Source organism: Rhizobium sp. Root1203 (assembly GCF_001424945.1).
GTDB lineage: Bacteria > Pseudomonadota > Alphaproteobacteria > Rhizobiales > Rhizobiaceae > Rhizobium.
Genome location: NZ_LMCW01000012.1, coordinates 410,065 through 430,331, shown reverse-complemented (window position 1 = coordinate 430,331; position 20,267 = coordinate 410,065). Strand labels below are relative to the sequence as shown.

General features: G+C 60.2%; 5 protein-coding genes. 2 read left to right on the top strand and 3 right to left on the bottom strand.

Annotation, left to right across the window (positions count from 1 at the left end; translation table 11 throughout):
• Nucleotides 1–184: 184 nt before the first annotated feature.
• Together ASC97_RS12555 and ASC97_RS12545 are read left to right on the top strand one after the other, a co-directional pair.
• A complete protein-coding gene (locus ASC97_RS12555; protein WP_057468662.1) occupies nt 185–16,348 on the top strand; it encodes a PLxRFG domain-containing protein in 16,164 nt (5,387 codons plus the stop codon).
• Between the two features lie 765 nt (nt 16,349–17,113).
• On the top strand, nt 17,114–17,500 hold the full coding sequence (locus ASC97_RS12545; RefSeq protein ID WP_057468660.1) for a hypothetical protein: 387 nt from the start codon (nt 17,114–17,116) through the stop codon (nt 17,498–17,500).
• A 48-nt stretch (nt 17,501–17,548) separates the two neighbouring features.
• On the opposite strand, the gene ASC97_RS12540 is transcribed toward ASC97_RS12545, so the two are convergent.
• The 3 genes from ASC97_RS12540 to ASC97_RS32920 are packed head-to-tail and all read right to left on the bottom strand — an operon-like array spanning nt 17,549 to nt 20,229.
• Nucleotides 17,549–17,809, bottom strand: a complete 261-nt coding sequence (locus ASC97_RS12540) for a hypothetical protein (RefSeq protein ID WP_244481452.1) — start codon at nt 17,807–17,809, stop codon at nt 17,549–17,551.
• A gap of 27 nt (nt 17,810–17,836) precedes the next feature.
• Nucleotides 17,837–19,081, bottom strand: coding sequence for a hypothetical protein (locus ASC97_RS12535; protein ID WP_057468659.1), 1,245 nt, complete (start codon nt 19,079–19,081; stop codon nt 17,837–17,839).
• Complete coding sequence (locus tag ASC97_RS32920; RefSeq protein WP_082529980.1) at nt 19,078–20,229, bottom strand: tail fiber domain-containing protein; 1,152 nt, start codon at nt 20,227–20,229, stop codon at nt 19,078–19,080. Before ASC97_RS32920 ends, ASC97_RS12535 begins: the two co-directional genes overlap by 4 nt.
• Nucleotides 20,230–20,267: the final 38 nt, after the last annotated feature.

Sequence of the window (20,267 nt, the reverse complement as noted above, 5' to 3'; positions counted from 1 at the left end):
TGCGCTGCATACCAACATAAGGTATGCGCTGCATACTTCAAGAGCCTATCTTCGCTCGTCTGTTTTTCATTTGATATTGCTGGATCATGAGGACAATCGACCCTTTCAATTCGTTTACCCTCCGCCTATAAATCGGTGGTCATTTTACCGCGCATGAGTGCGGCTCTTACGATGGAGCCCGCGCATGCCTTTGGTTATTGGTCTCGGCAAAGACGACAGCTGGAAAGACCCACTCAACCTCTATGGTGGCAAGGCTCCGGCGCCAGCATCCTCTTCGCCGGATTTACCCAAAAGCACTCCGAATATGCGCGACGCACCCGCGCGCCCTTCGTTCAACGATCAGGACCGCAACGATCTTGTAAACACGATCATTGCTGAGGCCGCCGGCGAGGGCGATTCAGGTATGACCGCCGTGGCCGCTGTCATACGCAACCGTGCGAACGAGCGCGGCTTGAGCCCGGCCGACGTGGTGAGGCAGAAGAGCCAGTTCACCGGGTATGAGCATCCGGGCCCCGACGCAGTCAAGGCTCAACAGGATCCCGCCTTGCGGCAGCGCGCCGAGGCCATCCTCGACGGTGTACTCAGCGGCTCGATCAGCGATCCGACCGGCGGCGCGGACCACTACCATGCTGACAGCGTGAACCCTGATTGGGCATCCAAGATGCCCCAGACCACGAAGCTTGGCCGTCACGTCTTCTACAAGTCTGGTCAACAGCGGGCGGACAGCACAGCAACTGCATACGCCCCGGGCCTCAGCGCGAGCTACGATGATCCGTTCGAAGCCGTTCTGAACCCGACGAAGGATCAGAAGCAGCAGCCAGCGGCAGGCGACACGACGGCTCTTCTCAGCAAGCTGCAGCCCGGCAGGCCTGCCGAGTACATCAACAACATGAAACCCGGCCTTCAGTCGGGCCTCACTGCCATGTTCAGTGAGGCACCCGATTTCGTGAAGAATGGCCTAGATATCCTGTCGGGCGCCCGATCGCCGGAACGCCAGGCGCAGATCATCGCCGAGAATTCCGGAAAGTATGGCATTGATCGCGAAGCTTGGCTTTCCGACGTCAGTGCGATGGGCCCGGTTGCCGCCGGCGAAAAGTGGCGGCCGATCTTCCGCGAAACCGGCATGTCCAAGAATATCGGCCGGCCCGGTGGCTCACGTCACCAGCACGGCGATGCCGCTGACCTCGGCTGGGCTGGGAAAGAGTTCTCGAACGCGCCGAAAGAGGTCCGCGATTGGGTTCACGCCAACGCTGGTAAGTATGGCCTCACGTTCCCGATGGGTCATGAGCCTTGGCATGTCGAGACCACGGATGCACGGAGCGGACGCGATGATACGGCCGGTGGCGAGTTGCGACCATTTCGGCCAGGCGAAACGCGGCCCAACACCGACGGCACATATTCGACCGAAATCAGCACGACTTGGCAGTTGCCAGATGGCAAGTGGGTGAACGTGCCATCGCTTTGGATGGGCAAGAATGGCCCGCAGCAGTTCAAAGCAGACGACGAGGACAGCATCCTCGGCTCGATGAAGCGATACGAGCAGAAGAACGGTCAGGTCTTTGCCCGTTTCGACAGCGAAAAAGACGCGGTTGCAGCCGCAGAGAAACGCAGCGCCGCAGGCGGTGCCGCTGCTGGCAATACTATCGCGGCCGATGCAGGTTTTCAGGTGAAAGACCCGATGGGCCTCTATCCCGAAGGTAACCCGATTCAGAAAACTGTCTCGGCGCAGATCGCGCAACAGGACGAGCGGCAGACGGCGACGAACGCCCAGTTTGAGCAGAACCGAATGCGGGCATTTACCGAGCAGCACAATGATGCTGTTGGCGCACGTCAGCAGCAGCTCGAGGCGGAAAATCCCGACCGCTACATCTCCATCGACGAAGCCGAGCTGCCCAACTGGCAGAAGCAATGGGAGACCGAGAACCGTTCCGGGGGCGTTGGCGGGGATACGGCTCGAATCCTGAAATCCGGTACCATCGGTATAGGGCAGAGCCTTTCGTCGCTGGCAGACACGCTCTTCCGCAAGCTCCCAGGCGGAGATGCATTCCTGAAAGCATCCGACGACATCGACCGCTGGGCCATGGGCAAGCCGATCGATCAGAAGATGAACGATGCCCAGGAGCGCGCCAACGCGAGCGTGACCGAGAGGCAAGGGGAAGCTGACCAGAAAAAATGGTGGGACAGCGAGAAGCACACGTTTGGCCCCGCATGGCGAGATCCGCGCAGCTATCTCCGTACGGTGGGCGAGAGCGCGCCTAGCACCGTCATCACAATGCTACCCGGCGGCATTCTGGCCCGCGGCGCATACCTACGCGCCATCGCCAGTGGCCTTGGCGAGCGCGTTGCTGCCGCCTCCGCTGCACGCACTGCCACGCTCGCCGGTGCCATTACCGAGGGCACCATGGGCGGCGCCGATTCCGCGCGCAACGTCCGCGATAGGATCGGGAAGATCCCGCGTGACCAGTTGGCGCAGAGCGACGCCATCAAGGCCATGGTGCAGGGCGGGATGTCTCAGGACGAGGCCATCAAGGCGTTGACCGAGGATGCAGCGTCGCAGGCCTTCCTCACGGCGGGCGTCGCAACCGGCATGTTCGGTGGCATGGGCGACCGCGCGCTAGCGAAGATCATCGCCGAAGGCGTTGGCGGTGGCGTGATGAGGCGCATCGTCGGTGGCGCGACCCGCGGCTTCGTTGGTGAAGGCTTGCTTGAAGAGGCGCCGCAAGGCGCAGCACAGACAATCGCGGAAAACGCTGCCGTTCAGAGGGCTGATCCAGGCCAGTCTCTGACCGAAGGCGTGGGGGAAGCTGTCGCATCAGGCGTCGCGGCTGGCGGCGCTATGGGTGCTGGCATGGGCGGCGCAGGCGGCGCGTTCCGCCCGGCTTCCCCCGAACATTCGACGGCCGCGGCGGAGGCCGTGCCGGCGGCAACGCGCGATCCGGTTCCTCAACCGAGCGGCCCTATCGGACGCGCCGTTCAGCACGCCGAGACACAGATCCGCAGCCGTGCGGATCGGGCGGCCAGCGACATTGCACGGGAACAGGGTGGTTCGTCCGACGGTCGACCGAGTATCGGCGCGACCGTCCGGGTGGATCATGATGGCATTGAGCCTTTCATGGCGCGCGTTGACAGCTACGAGGGTGAGGAAGCCGTCCTGATCGATAGCGGCAGTGGCGAAATCTATCAGGTTCCCGCCACCAGCATTTCGCAAATTGCCAAGTCGCCAGAAGCGATTAACCGAGAAAACCCCATCGAAAAGGGCCCGGTCCCGATCAACGATCAAATCCCGGAGTTCTCCAACGATCCGGCGCTGAAACCCCAGGCGCCTATTGCCGGCGAGATCAAAAGTGAGCCACTGCCGTCCCGCAGTGAGCAGCAGCCAGCCATGGAACGCTTGCGCGGACGCCCGTCTCCAGGACAGCGTGTCATCGTCGATGATCCGAATGGTGGCCGTTTCGCAGCGAAGGTGGAGAGCTACGAGGAGGGCAACAAGGAGGCGCTTGTCGTCAACGACGATGGCGAGCCGCTGCAGGTGCCCGTCGATCGACTCTACACCGACAAGCTGACGCCCAAGCAGATCGAAAAGCAGGAGCTCGACCGAAATCCCGCGATCGAGCGCGAGGTCGGCGACGCTGGGCCGAACAGCCGTGCCGTCATTGGCCGCACCGTCGTAATGCCGGACGAGAACCACGCGGCTCTCTTCGATCTCGGCAAGGCTCGATTCATCGCCAAGAAACTCGGACGGTCGGCTCATACCGATCTTGAGCGAGTTGGGGCTGACGAGCTGGCGCGTCTCGCAGAGGCCTTCAAGGTCTCAAAGACTGCCGTCATATCGATGGCCGATGACTACCGGTACCGCGTCGACAAGGCTGCACGGGACGCGAACTCCAAGCTTCCCGTAAAGATGCACTCGGTCAACGACAAGCGTTTGCGGCAGTGGCAGAACGATCGCGCCAAGGAGGAGCCGGGCTATGAGGCCCGCGCCGATGACATGGCGCATTGGTGGGATATCGAGCTCACCGGCCCGGAACGCACGAAGATGCTCGCCGACGCCGGCGTGAAGCGCAACGAGCGTGTTCAGTGGTCTGCGCACTCCAAGGCGATTCAGAAGAAGCTGGAAGAGCTGCGTAATGCGTCGACAGTTGACAAAACTGATGAGTCAGAAGTCGACAGCGAAGTCGACGATATGGAGGCTCGGAAGGCAGAATGGCTTAGCCGGCAATCCGTTGCCTCCATTCACAAGGATATGGCGAAGCGGGTTTCACCAAGTGACTTCGCCCGCCGCGTTGCGGAGAGCACTAACGGCCAGGAGAGCGCGATCATCGAGCCCGGCGGCAAGCTCTTGGTGCTCAACGCGACGTCAAACCCGAACGGCGATCATGCCGAGTTCTTCGGCCGGTTGGCCGAGATCGACGCTCCGACTGACGGCTACGTTCGGATATCGAGTTTTGGGAAGCAGATCGGCGCCGATGCCCAAGGTAAGATCTCGGACGCAGCAGCGGCCACATTGCAGGCCGTGCGGACCTCAGCGACACGCGAAGGCCTCAACTATCTGCGCGAGGCTGGCAACGCGGCAGTGACCGTGGACGAGGCAGCAGGCACGGAAAGCCAGAACGGCGATACATCAACCCGATCGACCGATAGCGAGGGCGTGAAGGCCGCAAAAGAGGCTATCGAAAAGCTTCGCGCGGCGGCTCCGGAATTGGCCGATAGCATCAAGGTCGAAGTTGTCGAGAGCGACCATCCAGCACTCCGCAATGCCCGTGTTGCAGTAGAGGCCGGCGCAGATGTTACTGCGACTGCCACGGCGCAGGGCGGAACGATTAGGATTACGAAAGACACCCCGCCAGACGTCGTTGCACACGAGATCCGGCATGTCGCTGACGCCCTCATAGGCGGATACGCCGTGAGGTTCGGTCTCGACGATGCGGAGAAGTCCACCCCCGACCAATACAGGCGCCTCGTCGCGTATCTGAAAGAGGCGCGCAAAGCTGGCAAGATCCCGAACGATGTCTACTTCACCGACAATGCCGAAGTGGCTAACGCGGTTATTGCAGCGTACTACCATGATCGCGCGGGCTTGGAGAACGCGGCGCCGTCGTACGTTGACCTCATCGACGAAAACGGTGGCGAACGGTTCACCAGCGCGATCGCACCCACTGCACCCGTCACAGTAGACGAGGCAGCGCACGAAGCCGCAACGTCGCCAAACAACGATCTGCCCGAACCGACACAGGCGCAGAAGGAAGCCGGCAACTACAAGGTTGGCCGCATCAGCCTCGGCGGACTTGAGATCTCGATCGAGAACCCGGCGGGCTCCGAGCGCAAGGGCGCCGACGCCAGCGGCAAGCCATGGTCCGTGGAGATGAAGAGCCACTACGGCTACATCCGAGGCACCGTAGGCAAGGACAAAGACCACATCGATGTCTTCGTTCGGCAGGGGACGAATGAACTCGGCGACAGCGCCAAGGTGTTCGTCATCGACCAGCGCAGGGCAAACGGTCGGTTCGACGAGCACAAGGTCATGTTGGGCTTTGATAGTGAGGAATCGGCACGCGCGGCATATCTCGAAAACTACATGAAGGACTGGAAGGGACTCGGGGACATCAGCTCGACCACCCTTGCCGGTTTCAAGGACTGGCTAAAGTCCGGCAAAACGAGCGAACCTTTCGCTCCCGTCAAACGCTTCGAGGTGCGGGAAACGACTCGGGGTGAACCGAAAACGGCCATCGTGCAAGATGGGATCACTGCCACGCAGGTGCGCGAGGTCTTTCGCTCCAAGGAGTTCAAGACGGCCTACGCCGATATCGCGGCTACCCAAATGGGCACACCACATCCTGAAAGTCCCGTCGCTTACGATATCGCGCGGGGCTGGATGGACCAAAAGGCAGGATCTCCTCCCACCAAACAGAAGGCGTCATCGTTTGACGCGAGCGGCCACGGCATTAATCCGATCGAACCCTACTACATGGGTTATGCCGCTGCTCGCGACGGCAAGGCGAGGGTAATCCGCGCGTCCCAGGCGGAGGCCGCATACGCCGAACTATCCGGTGGCAATCCTAAGCCGCCGACGGATGCTCCGACAGCGAAAACAGCGCCAGCTCCGCAAGAACACGCACAGTCGCGGCCGCCGCAGACCGTAGCAGCCGACGCGCCCGGCATCGACCTCTGGCGCGGCGCAAGCAAGGCCGAGATCGAGGAGATCAAAGCCGGCACGTTCGAATTCCGCCCGACCCATCTAGGCATCATGTTCACGACCGATCGCGACACAGCGACCGGCTTCGGCAACCAGCGCGACAGTGACACGCTCTCGATCAAGATCCCAACTACCGCCAAAGTGCTCGATCGCAAGGAGCTGCGGAACCGATCGGCCGAATTCACCGATGTGTTGAACGCATCCGTCAACCGGCCGGGGTTCAATATGGACGAACGCGAGGCCTTTATCCGGGCCGAGGCGCGCGATCGGGGCTATGACGTTGTGACTTACGCCAGCGGCACGGGCGCGTATCAGGTCTACGAGATCATAAACCCCGACATCATCCAGATTGTCGATCCGACCGCACCAGCGACGAAGGCCAAACCGCCGGTCTCTGAAAACAAGATCTTCACGGCCAGCGCAGCCGAGAAGGCCCGCGAATTGCTGCGTCGCAAGTTCCGCGGCCAGCTCAACTCTGGTGTCGATCCAGAGCTGCTTCAGGCCGGCATTACGCTCGCCGGCTACCACATCGAAAGAGGCGCCCGCACATTCGCGGCCTACGCTAGCGCCATGATCGAGGATCTAGGCGAGAGCGCGCGCCCGTATCTGAAATCGTGGTATATGGGTGTAAAGTATGATCCTCGTGCCGCGGTGTTCGACGGGATGTCGAGCGCGGCAGAGGTGGATACGATCGATGTCGCCTCGATCGCAGGAGAGAACAATGAATCTGCAGAACTGGATCGAGATGGGTCGCCAGCACTGGAAGGAACACCTTCCGAACCGGTACCGGGAGCTGAAAGCAGCCGGGACGCTGGATCAGGCGCTGAAAGACGCAGCAGAGCAGACGTACCGCGAAACGAGTCAGCTCGAGGAGAGCGGGTACAGTCCGGACGAGGCGTGGCAGATGAGCAGGGAGAGCTATCTCTTGCTGCCGGAAGAAGGGGCGGCGAGCCCGGCTCCGAAGCCGTCGATGACACACGCGATGGCAAAGGCCGCGGCAAACGGTCAGCGGACGATGGACACCTAGAGCAAGGCCCATTCGGCCCGATTCTCCGCGGCTACGAGGGGAAGTGGCGCGAAGCGGCATTGGAGCTCGAACGCCGTCAGTCCGGAGACGCTATTGGCGCCCTGTCTCATCCGGATGTCGGCCCGATCGATCTTGTTTGGGGCAATGCCGGCACCAACCAGGGCAACGGAGCTGGCCTCGCTAAGCTGCTTGCTTGGCATCCCGAGGTGCTCGGCGATCTCCAAGGTTTCATCGATCGTCTTCACATTGACAAGGATCGCAGCACAGCTCGTCGGATCCAGCTCAGTGACGATGGCGGCAATGCCGGTGTGCGCCTGGACTACGACGGCACCGCAAAAACTTGGCTGCTGACTGCATTTGAGAATGGTTCGCGGCGCTCTGAGAAAAGTTCACGCCGTCTCAGTGCTTTGTGGGGTGACCGGTCTGCATCAACCCCGCCGCGAACAGAAGAGAATATATCCGACCGCCTTCGCGATGTCCAATCGGCCGCGGTGCCAGCGCAGCAGCGGGCTGTCGATTACACGATCAGCGATTCCGACAATCTCGGGGAGGGCGGCCAGAAGGCCAAATTCAATGCGAACGTCGCAGCCATTAAGCTCCTCCGCAAACTCGACGAGGAGAAGCGGCCGGCGACCCGCGACGAGCAGTCAGTTCTTGCCCAGTGGGTAGGGTGGGGAGGTTTGCGCCAGGCATTCGCCCGTGAGGGCGGTTCGGTTGCGAAGGGCTGGGAGAAGCAGGCGGACGAGCTGAAATCGCTGCTGTCGCCAGAGGAATACAGCGCCGCCGAATCCTCGACGCGCAATGCTCACTATACAGCGCCGGAAGTGGTTTCCGCAGTCTGGGATATTGCTCGCAAGCTTGGCTTCAAGGGCGGGCAGGTGCTCGAACCATCGGTCGGCGCGGGCAACTTTCTCGGCTTGATGCCTGGGGAGGTGAAGACGGAAGCCAAGGTCACCGGCGTCGAGCTCGATCGTGTCACCGGCGGCATCGCCAAGAACCTTTACCCAAGCGCCAACATTCAGGCACCCGTCGGCTTTGAAAAGCTGGTGGTTCCGGACGGATATTTCGATCTCGCGATCGGCAATCCGCCTTTCGGCAGTGAGAAGGTATACGACAAGGAACGGCGCCACCTAAATAAGCTGTCGGTCCATAACTTCTTCTTCGCAAAGAGTGTCGAGGCACTCCGGCCCGGCGGAGTCCTCGCCATGGTCGTTACGAACCGATTCCTCGACGGTTCAAACGCCACTGCACGCGAGATGATCGCAAAGCAGGCCGATCTAATCGGCGCCATCCGTCTCCCCAATGATGCGTTCCTGAAAAACGCCGGTACCGAGGTGACGACGGACATCGTTCTACTGCGGAAGCGGATGCCGGGTGAGGAGCCGAAAGGCAACTGGACCGACGTAGGAGAATGGAAGGGCACCGACGGAAAGTCCGTTCCGCTCAATCGATATTTCATTGACCATCCCGACATGATGCTCGGTGATTTCGGCGCGTTCGGCACCATGTACGGTCCGGATGAGCCGGCGCTAGTGGCTCGGAAGGGGCAGAGCCTGCCTAACGAGCTCGCGAAGGCAATCCGAACCCTGCCTGACAACGTTATGGTCGAGCCGGGCAAGGTCTCCACCGAGACCGTTGTCGTTCCGGAGACCGTCAGTGACGTGCAAGTCGGCGCGATGTTCGCTGCGCCGGACGGGACCATCCATCAGCGACAGTCCGATTCCATTGGCCAGGCGCAGTCGCAGCCCGTCGTTTTCCCGAACGATACGGCTCGTGAACGGGTGTCCGGTATGGTCCGCGTCCGAGATGCCTTCGCGCGCCTTCGTCGTGCTCAGATCGATGAGAGCACGGGCGATCAGCAGATCGAGAACCTGCGCAAGCGGCTCAACACGGTCTACGACGGGTTTGTAAAGAAGCACGGCCCGATCAATGCCGATGCAAACAAGCGCCTGTTCCGGGATGATCCGACGTGGCCCCAGATTTCTGCGCTTGAGCAGAACTTCGACAAGGGGATCAGCTCTGGCGTTGCCAAGACGACAGGGGAGGTAGCCCGCCCCGCGGCGGCCGACAAGGCGCCTATCTTCACCAAGCGAACGCAGCAGCCGTATCGCAGGCCCACGAGCGCTAGCAGCGCCAAGGATGCGCTGGCGACGGTGCTTAACGATCTCGGACGCGTTGACCTCGTTGCCATGTCACGGCTTTACGGCAAGCCTAGCTCCGCCATGGTCGATGAACTCGGTCCGCTGCTCTATAGGACCCCATCTGGTTCATATGAAACATCGGACGCCTACTTGTCTGGGAACGTCAAGCAGAAGCTCGCCGAGGCAGAGCGTGCAGCGCAGACAGATCCCGACTTCCGACGCAACGTCAACGCGCTGCGCGATGTGCAGCCCGCTGACATCGAGGCGATCGACATTGATGTGAAGCCGGGCGCTCCCTGGGTGCCGGCGAAACACATCGTGGACTTCCTGCGCCATATCGGTCAGGGCAGTGTGAAGCCAAAGGCCTACTATTCGGCGGCCAACGCTAAGTGGGTAATCGACGTCCCATCTCCCACCGCCGCTGCGCAGACGCTTTGGGGCACCGATCGCGCCAGCGTCGATTCTATCCTCAGTGCTGTGTTGAACGGACAGGCAATCACGATCTCCGATCGTATGTCGGACGGCAGCACCGTGTTGAACCAAGCCAAGACCGATGCGGCCAATGAGAAGGCTGAGCGGGTTAAGGCCGAGTGGCGCCGCTGGGTATGGGACGAGGACGCGCGGCGCGATGAGCTCACCCGTTTGTACAATGATACCTTCAACACCGACATCATGCGGACATTTGACGGGTCTCATCTCACGTTGCCGGGCAAGGTAGGTGATGACATCATCTCCTTCCGCCCCCACCAGAAGAACTTCGTCTGGCGCTCGCTGCAGTCCGGTACCGCGCTAGCAGACCATACCGTAGGCGCAGGCAAGACGTTCGCCGCCATCGCATCGGCTATGGAAAAGCGCCGTATCGGGCAGGCTCGCAAGCCAATGTTCGCGGTACCGAACCATCTCGTCGGGCAGTGGGCTGCCGATTTTGTGCGGCTCTATCCCGGCGCCAAGGTGCTTGCCGCTACGAAGCGCGATTTCGAAAAGGACAATCGCAAGCGGTTGTTCGCTCGTGTTGCCACCGGCGATTGGGATGCTGTCATCGTCGCCCACTCGTCGTTCGGCAAGATCGGCATGGACCCCAACTATGAGAGCCGATTCATCCAGCAGCAGATGGATGATCTTGAGGCTTCCATTGCGGAACTGCGCCAGAACACAGGGGAGAAGTCCCGGAACGTCGCACAGCTCACTAAGTGGCGGGATAGCCTCAAGGCGAAGATGGAGCGCCTACTCGACGCCGGCAAAAAGGATGATGGTCTCACGTTCGACGAGCTGGGCGTTGACGCCCTCTATGTCGACGAGGCGCACGAGTTCAAAAACCTCGCCTTCGCGACGTCGATGAACCGTGTTGCTGGCTTGGGTAATCAGGCTGGCAGCCAGAAGGCATCCGACCTGTTCATGAAGAGCCGGTTCATTCTCGAAAAGACCGGCGGCAATAACGTCACGTTCCTTTCGGGGACGCCGCTCAGCAACACCATGGCCGAAATGTATACCGTGCAGCGCTATCTCGACGAGAAAACGCTGCGCAATCTAGGCGTCGCCCATTTCGATGCCTGGGCAAAGGTGTTCGGCGAAGTAGTGACGGATTGGGAGCTCTCGCCAAGCGGCCAATACAAGCTGAACAGCCGGTTTGCGAAATTCGTGAACATGCCCGAGCTGATGCAGCGATATCTCAGCTTCGCTGACGTCATCACCAACGACGACATCAAGGCCCAACTGGCGGCGATCGGCAAGAAACTGCCGTTGCCAAAGGTCAAGGGCGGTAAGCCGACCAACGTCACGGTCGAACGCTCACGCGACCAGGCGGCGTTCATCGGCGAAGGGAAGACCGACGATCTCGGAAACCTTGAGTTTCCGAAGGGATCTCTGGTGTGGCGCGCTGAAAATCTGCCGAAGAAAGCAGAGAAGGGCGCCGACAACATGCTTAAGGTCATGTCCGACGCCCGAAAGGCAGCGCTCGATATGCGCTTGATCGACCCGGCCTATGGAGACCATCCCGGCTCCAAGGTCCACGTTGCCGCCGACAATATGAAGAGGATCCACGACAAGTGGGCCGGCAAGCGCGGCACGCAGCTTGTTTTCATCGACCTATCTACGCCGAAGAAGGCGAAGGCGCGGGAAGAGGCGGAGCTTCGTGCGTTGATCCAGAAGGCCGACCAGGGCGACGAGGCCGCTCAGGAAAAGCTCGACAACATGTCGCCAGACGACTTTCTCGCGCTCCAGAGCACCTTCTCTGTTTACGACGATCTCCGCGAAAAGCTCATCGACCGCGGCGTATCGCCCGACGAGATCGCGTTCATCCATGACGCCAACACCGAGGCGCAGAAGGAGGAACTCTTCGGCAAGGTTCGTTCAGGCCGCGTTCGAATCCTCCTGGGTTCCACGCCAAAGATGGGAGCGGGCACCAATGTGCAGAACCGCCTCGTCGCGCTTCATCACCTTGATGCGCCGTGGCGTCCGTCTGATCTCGAACAGCGCGACGGCCGCGGTATCCGCCAAGGTAACGAGCTCTATTCCGAAGATCCCGACAATTTCGAGATCGAGATCCTTCGCTATGCGACCAAGAACACTCTCGATGCTCGGCAGTGGCAAGGGATCGAGGCCAAAGCCCGATTCATTCAGCAGGTCCGAAAGGGCAACCTGAAAACCCGCGAGATCGAGGATATCGCAGGCGAAGCCACCAATGCCGCTGAGATGAAGGCCGCGGCTTCAGGAAATCCGTTGATCCTCGAAGAGATGGAGACCCGACGAAAGCTGCGGCAGCTGGAAGGACAGTCTGTCGAGCATGACCGTGAACAGCATCGCATCAAGGGCAAGATCAGGGCGTTGACGCAGGAAGCCGACGAGCTCGAAGCTCGTTCCGGTGCCGTTAACACCGATGCAGCGCGCTCCGAGGCGCTGGCCAACACGCCGTTTGAGGCGACGATCGGTGATGAGACATTCGATAAGCCAAAAGAGTTCGGCGCAGCGATCGCGGCAGCGATGCGTAAGGAACTGATCGATCGTACAGGCGAAGCCGACATCGGTAAGTATGGCGAGTTTCTCCTTTCGATCGAGCTTCAGTATGACCGCGCGTTTGAGGTGACCGTTTCGGGCAAGCGTGACTATCACGTACATGTGCAAGACGCGGCCGACGTTGATGCCACCGGGCTTGGTATGCGGGTCATCAACACGGTCAAAAAGCTCTCCACATTGCCGGAGCAGGACCGAGAGCGCATTGCCGAAGCGAAAGGCCAGATACCAGCGCTTGAAAAGCAGATTGGCCCCTGGGGAAATGCCGGGGAGCTGCAGGAGACGTCTGAGCGTCATCGCCGCATCCTCGATGCATTGAAGCCAAAGCAGAAGTCCGCAGGCGCCGCCGCGGTGGCGAAGCGGCCGGACCCGGTAATTCGAGGCGACGGCCGATTCAAGGAAGTGCCTGTTCCAACCAAAGCCGCCGATGAAACGTATGCGGACTGGGCTCGTCGGATCATTATGGATCATGGCAAGTTGACAGGGCACGAATACCTTGTCGCCATCGATGACGATGGATCCACCATAGACTTTGGCACTGCGAATGATGCCCGCTACACGGGTATGAGCAACAAGCTTGCGTCTGCGATGTCCAATCCAGACCGGCGCCTGGTGCTCTATCACAATCATCCGGCGGCAACGCCCTTGAGCGCGCCCGATCTCGCCTCGCTTGTCTATCCCGGCGTCCACGCGATTTATGCGCTCGGTCATAATGGATACGACACAGCGGGCAGCCTCACGCCGATCGCGCGTCAGTACCTCTCAACCAGCGCCAATTTCGCTCGCGACAGCGCTACCATGCTGAACAGTATGGCGGCGCTCTCTCATGAGGTTGAGCCATTCATCCAGAGCCAGTTGAAATCGCAGAAGATTGATGAAGGCACAGCGCGAGATGCCTTCCATCATTTCGCGGCGCTTGTCATGCAACGCGCCGGCATCATCGACTTTTCCGCCAGCAAGCCTTATGATGTGTCAGTGGTTCCGGGGCTTGATCGGAAGATTGACGAGGCTGCTCTAAAACTAACGAGGGCATTCTTCAAAAATGGCAAACCAGATACAAGCAGTGCCGGGGCTGATCGATCCTCCAACGCCGTTCGACACCTTGCAGACATGGAAGGATTGGGCAAGCTCGATCAGCAAGTGGCCAGCCCACGATCCGGCCCGACAGGGCTATCTGAAAGAAGCGCGCCAAATGATCCAGAAAAAGTCTCAGGCGGAAAGCGCGTAACCGAGGCTCGTGTCGTTCAAGAGCTGAATGGCAAACTGGTTGACCTTCAGCCCAAGCTTCTCAAGACCATTCCACTGAACTATTTCACCGAGCTCGCGCGGCCGAACATGACTGCCGTCGGCGACTACCTCCGCGTCAAGCGTCTCATGGACGCCTACCGTGGAACGAAGCACGCCGCCGCGGATGCCATCGCAGGTGACTGGCTGAAATACGCCCGCTTGGGCTTCCTGGGCAAAGACAAGTCCAGGGCCCAACAGCTTGCCGACCTCATGCACGACAGCACACTCGCTGGCGCTGACCCATCGAAAACAGACGAGGAGAACGTTGCGAAGCCAGGCTATGCCATTCTTCGCAAGCAGTACCTCGCGTTGCCGGAAAAGGGGCGCGAGCTCTACAGCAAGGTCCGCGATGCCTATCGCGAGCAGGCTACAGAGCTTGACGAGATCCTGCTCGACAACGTCCGCAAGGCGCAGCAGATCGCCCATAACCGTGCTGAAGAGCGGTACCGGAAAACGATGCAGGCAATCCGGGACAGCGGTTTGACTGGCCTCGATAGGAAGAAGGCCGAGGAGGACGCTTCGAGCGCACACAAGGCCGAAACCACGAAGGCCACATGGGCGGCCAAGGCTCGGCTGACCAAGATGAGGATCGCTTTCGAAAGCAGCCGTGTCGAGGCGCCGTATTTCCCTCTCGGTCGTTTCGGACGCTACTTTGTGACCGTGCGCGACATCGACGGACGAATGATCAGCTTCTCCAAGCATGAGACAGCCGCGGCGCGCAATCGGGTGGCCGATGAAATGCGGCGCACCTATTCGTCCGGCAAGGTCGAGGTGGGCGTGATGGAGGCGGGGAGTGACCTTCGTAAGGCCATGGACCCACGCATTGTAGCCGAGATCGAGGAAATTCTCGGCGGCGCCGGCGTTGGCAACGACGTGATGGATCAGATATGGCAGAGGTACCTTGAGAGCATGCCCGACCTTTCCGCTCGGAAGCGGTTCATCCACCGCAAGGGGACGTCCGGTTTCAGCAATGACGCGTTGCGGGTGTTCTCGTCCCACATGTTCCACGCGGCCCACCAGATCGCCCGCTTGAAATACGGCCTCGAGCTGCAGGAGCTCGTCGACCAGACCATGGATCAGGCGAAGGAGAGTGACGATCAGACACGCGGCGTGACGTTGGCAAACGAGATGTCGAGCCGACATGATTGGGTAATGAACCCAACCGGCAGCAAGGTCGCGCAGACCATGACGAGCACTGCGTTTGTGTGGTTTCTTGCCGCCTCTCCAGGCGCCGCGATCGTCAACATGACGCAGACGGCAATGCTCGGTTTGCCTATCTTGTCGGCGAAGTTCGGGGGCTTCGCGAAGGCATCGTCGGCACTGGCGCAAGCCTCAATGGATACGGTCAGGGGCCGGGGCTCCATTATCAATGGTAGCCTCTCGAAGGATGAAAAGGTGGCAATAGAAGCGTTCTACGAATCCGGCTTGATCGATCGGACGCAGAGCCATGACCTTGCCGGCGTAGGCGAGACCGGCGTCGAGTACACGCCATTGCGCGCTCGGGTGATGGGAGTGATCTCGTGGGCGTTCCACCGGGCGGAGGTTTGGAACCGCGAAGTTACCGCGCTGGCAGCCTACCGCATGGCCCGCGATGCCGGCCAGTCGATGTCAGACGCGATCGATACGGCGCATGACCTGACGTGGAAGACCCACTTCGACTACGCCAACTCGTCCCGGCCGACGCTGCTTCAGAACGACATCGCCAAGGTCACGTTGGTATTCCGCCAGCACAACATCAACATGCTGTATCGGCTCTTCCGCGACATTCATCAGTCGGTGAAGGGCGAAACACCGCAAGCACGCAAGGAAGCCAGATACCAGCTGGCGGGCGTCGTGGGCATGATGTCACTGATGGCGGGTGTCACCGGTACCGTCGGCTTCCATCTAGCGATGGCGCTAGCGGGCATGGTATTCGGCGATGACGACGATCCGATGGACTTCGAGCAGCAGTTTCGTGCGAATGTCGTCGATGTGCTCGGACCAGAACTCGGGGGAGTGCTCCTCAACGGAGTGCCGGGCCATTACCTTGGCGTGGATCTATCGAGCCGCATAGGTATGCCGGATCTGTGGTTCCGATCCCCAACACGCGAACTGCAGGGCAAGGACGAGTACCAGTACTGGCTAACACAAGCGCTCGGCGCCACGGCAGGCCTTGGTGAAACACTATTCACTGGCGCCAACCTCGTCTGGGACGGAGACGTAGCTCGCGGTATCGAGATGATGGCTCCAAAGGCTGTTCGCGATCTCATGAAATCGTACCGATACGCCACTGACGGGCTGGCAACCGTTGGCGGCGACGAGATCATGGCAGCGGACCAGATCAGCTATCACGATATCATCGCCCAGGCGCTGGGCTTCACTCCGGCGCGTATCTCCGAGACATGGGACCGCAACACGTCCCTGAAGAACGCGGAACGCGGCGTGATGGACGATCGACAGCGCCTGGTGAACAAGTTCGCTATGGCAGCGCTGGCAAAAGATGACGACGCAATCGATGACTCTGTGAAAGCGATCGAGCGATTCAACGCCGTTCCGGTTCATGGCGGGATTCCGATCACAAAGGAGACGCTCCAACAGTCCCTCAAGACCCGCGCCGGCAACGCTGCGAAGAGGGAGGATGGCGTTTTGATCCGGAACAAGATCTTGAGCCTCCGATTGCGCGAAAAGTTAGCCGACCCCGTCTATAAATGATGGGGTCGCTCCGGCTTTACAACCAACTTCCAAACAAGCATTCTCTCGATAACAATCAAGGGGAAGCCACATGCATAAGTTTTTGATTTCGTTCTGTGCGTTGCTTGTCAGCGCAACCATCGCTCATGCGAGCTGTGTTGGGACGAAAACGTTTTCGACTTGCTACGATGCCGATACCGGAAATTCGTATTCTATCCAGCGATATGGCGGTTCGACACACATGAACGGCACCAATTCGCGCACTGGCTCAAACTGGTCGCAGGACACACATACCTATGGCGGCACGTCGTTTCAGACAGGTCGCGATAGCCGTGGTAATAGTTGGCAGAACACCTGCGTCAACGGGCAGTGCTTCTAGCGCTCCAGAAATTTCAACGCAGAGGACACAAGCGCGGATTCGAAGCCGTCCATATTGTCTACGCGAAGCGCGCTGCGAAGGCATTGCAAAGCGCCTTCGGTGGTTTGAACGACAGGAGGGTTTTCCGAGATCCATTTCTCGATTTCCAGACACTCGGGCGAGTTCTCGGCAAGTGTAACTTTGTGGCGCTGAAGTAATCCGATTACCGGTTCGTGCGTAGAAAGAGCGCTAGCCTTCGACCCTGTCAGAAGCGCCACGCCGGCCGCCGGCCCTCCAACAATGAAGCTTCGACGCGATACAAATGCACCCTCATACATTCCGGCAATCTCCCTGCCTTAAACAATCGACTTGCTTGGCAAAATACACGTCTTATGAATTAATGGTTGCACAAATCAGGGACCGCGACAATGGATAAAGTGCAGCGGAAGAAGAGAGGCCGACCTTCGACGGGGAAGGGTGTCCCTGTGCAGGTTCGGTTGCAGCCAGACCTTTTGAAACTCATCGATTCAATCGGAAGCTGGCGAGATCCGGCGCCTTCGAGGGCGGAGAAGATACGAAAGATGCTCCAAGAGTGGGCTGAGGGCTCGGATTTCATTGAGGCTGATGAACATGATTGCGAGCCCCGCCCGATCGTTGTTCCAATTCCGCCCGACACTCTGGGCGAGCTGCTGGATATCTGCGAACTGAGATATGGATACAGGATCGAACGAGGCATGGCTCTGAGAGAGATGCTCGAAGAATTCCTGTCCCTCTACAGGGCAGGGGTAATTCCTAGCCGCACGGCCGAAACGTAAGGCCGCGCTGGAAACCAGCGCGGCCTTTCGATCGGTATACGGCGGTGCTTACTTCGGTGCGGGGATGAAATCGACGTAGAAGGTGTCGCCTACACCGAAGGTTCCGACGAGATCGGGATTTGCGATGTGCATGTCGATGGATACGGAGGGAGACCATCGGGCGAAGCTATTGTTCTCATCACTGCCGTCCGCGGGGTAGGGACCGTCGCTCTTCGCGACCCCAGACAACATCAGACGCTCGGTGCCGACCTGAGTTGGGAACACTGCACTTACTCGCACCTTGGCGCGCATCTTCTTTTCGTGGTCCATTGAAACTTCCTTTCGTGAAGTGCCAGATTACCGGCCGATGCCGATTTGGTTTTGTTTGGATACGGACAAGGCCGTGGCGAGGGACTCGGGCCACTGTTCTTGCGGCACGCCATTGTTGAGCAGCTCCTGTGCAATCCGTTCCGGGCTTTCGCCGGACTTGATCGCCTGGTCGGCCGACTGAAGCAGATACTGCACGTTATCCTCCCGGCTCGGCTTTGGAGCGGGCTGCTGCGTTGATGGTGTCTGCTGTGGCTGAGGGGCGGGCGGAGCTTCCGAAACCGGACGTCCGGTTACTTTGTCGACAAGCACCCGACGTGGTGGCCCAGACGGCGCCGCACCCTGGGAGGGTTCTGCAGATAGCCCGGGCTGGCCGGATTGCAGTTCGATCTCCTGCGCGATCATTTTTTCCTGATCCGGCCGCGGAAGATCGTCGAACTTCTGCTCGTTATCAGCTAGGCCGCCGTCCATGCGCTTGCGCAAAGCGGTAATGGCATCGCCGCGGGTCTTGTTCTCGCCCGTGCCGTACTGCTTATCGATTTTCTTCTTGGCCTCGTAGGTCTCAAGATCCTTTGCGTCTTTCGCAGCGGCTCCGCGCGCAGTCTCTTGGCTCTGCCAAGCCGCCTCCGGGTTCATGAAGGTGGCGATCATGCGTGGCAGATCGGCTTTCTGAATATCCTGCTCGACGGGTTCGCCGCTGGGCGTTTTCAGTCGAATGCGGTATCCGGCAATAGAGCCATCGGGCGCAGCAATGTTTTCGTGCCCAAGCACTTCGTAGCCGTGGTTGATGTAACCCTGCAGCTTTCCAGCCTCCATCACGTCAGCCAGTGCGCCGTCGGCGTCTCCCGTCTGTGCCTTCAGAAGTGCGCCCATGGCAAGCTTTCCGCCCGCCTTGGCGTCGGTACTGTCGCCCCACTCCTGCACCCGCTTCGCCGCCCCAATGTCGCCGCTGGCGAGGTAGGTCTGTTGGAGCTTGGGGACAGCATACTTCGACCAAAACGTATCGAAGTCGCCAGCCTGCTGCGTTCCGGCTTTCACCTGATCATCGAAGTTCTTCTTGGTCTCTGCACCGATATCGGCGATCGCCGTGCGCTGGCCCTCGTCGCGTGCGTACTGCGCATCTTGGCGCGCGTTCTCGACGTCCTGCCGGGCGTCGAGCTTCTTCTGCCGATCGAGGAGCGCGGTGGAGCGCTCCTCGTCCAGGCGATTTTTGCGAGAGGCCTGATAGCCATCCATAAAGCCGCCAAGGCCAATACCGATTGCACCGAGGCTCATGCCGCCATCCTCATGTCAGATTGCACCTTCTTCGGCTTGGCGGCCGGTGCCCCAAGACCGATGACGCCGGCCAGTTTGTCGACCTTCTTGTCGAGATCCTGCACAGCTTTCATCGTGATGCCGATCGCGTCCTGTACTGCGATCGATTTGCCGTCGCCCTTGCCGGTCTCGCGCTGGAAGTCCTGCGCCATCGGTCCGACATGGCGGGCGCCATCGCCGACGCCCTCGTCATAGGTCCATTCTGTCACCGGCATGTTGTTGACCGCATCGAGGCCCTTGCCCTCTGGAACATCCGCCTTGTCATGCTTGACGTTCTCATCCGAGGGGAACTTAAACATGCCAGCGATACCGCCAAGGAAACTGCCAAGACCAGACGCGCCCTGGGCCGCGGCCTGCTGCTGGGTTTTCCAGGCGTCGAGCTGCAAGCCGTACTGCTGATTGAGCGTAGAAGCCTGCCCGGCATATCCCTGCATCGCGCCCGAATAGCCTTGGCTGACAATGCTCGGTGCCGCGAGCGCCTGCGCGTTGGTTGCCTGGTTGCCGCTGAGGGCGGTACCGCTCGCTGCGACGCTACCGCCTGCGCCGGCCGCGGCCTGTGCCGGCAAGCCCTTGCCGAGATTGACCACGTCGGCCTGTAGAGCGAGCCCCTTGTCACGCACGCTCTGGCGAGCCGTGTTCGATGCGCCGGCCTCAGCAAGCGTCTGGTTCATGTCCGTGGTGGCCTGAATGCCCGCAAATCGGCCGGAAGCGGGGTTGATGCCAAGGGACGCGCTCTGCCGTTCCGTCGCGGCTCGTGCGTTCGCCGCGGCGGTCTGGACATCGGCTCGCGCTTCCGCTGCCGCCTCCGCCTGCTTTTCAGGGGTGGCGTAATTGGTCGCCTTATCGATGAAGTCGTCTTCGATCGGCTTGAACGTCGTATTGTACCGGTTGCGATCCTCCCGAGCCCAATTGGCCTGGTCAGTCGCAAGCCCAAGCTGCTGCTGCGTCACCTTCGTGGTGAGCGCATCGAGCTCCTGCTGACGCTGCTGCGATACGGCAAAGGCATCCTTGGCAAATCCGAGCCACTTCTCTCCCGTCTGTGCCTGAAGGAGAGCGGATTCGCCGATCTTTGGATCTGGTGCTGGTGCCGACGTGCTGCTTTTGCCCATGTGCTGACCTCAATGGAGAGGTCGCACTCCTGCGCGAC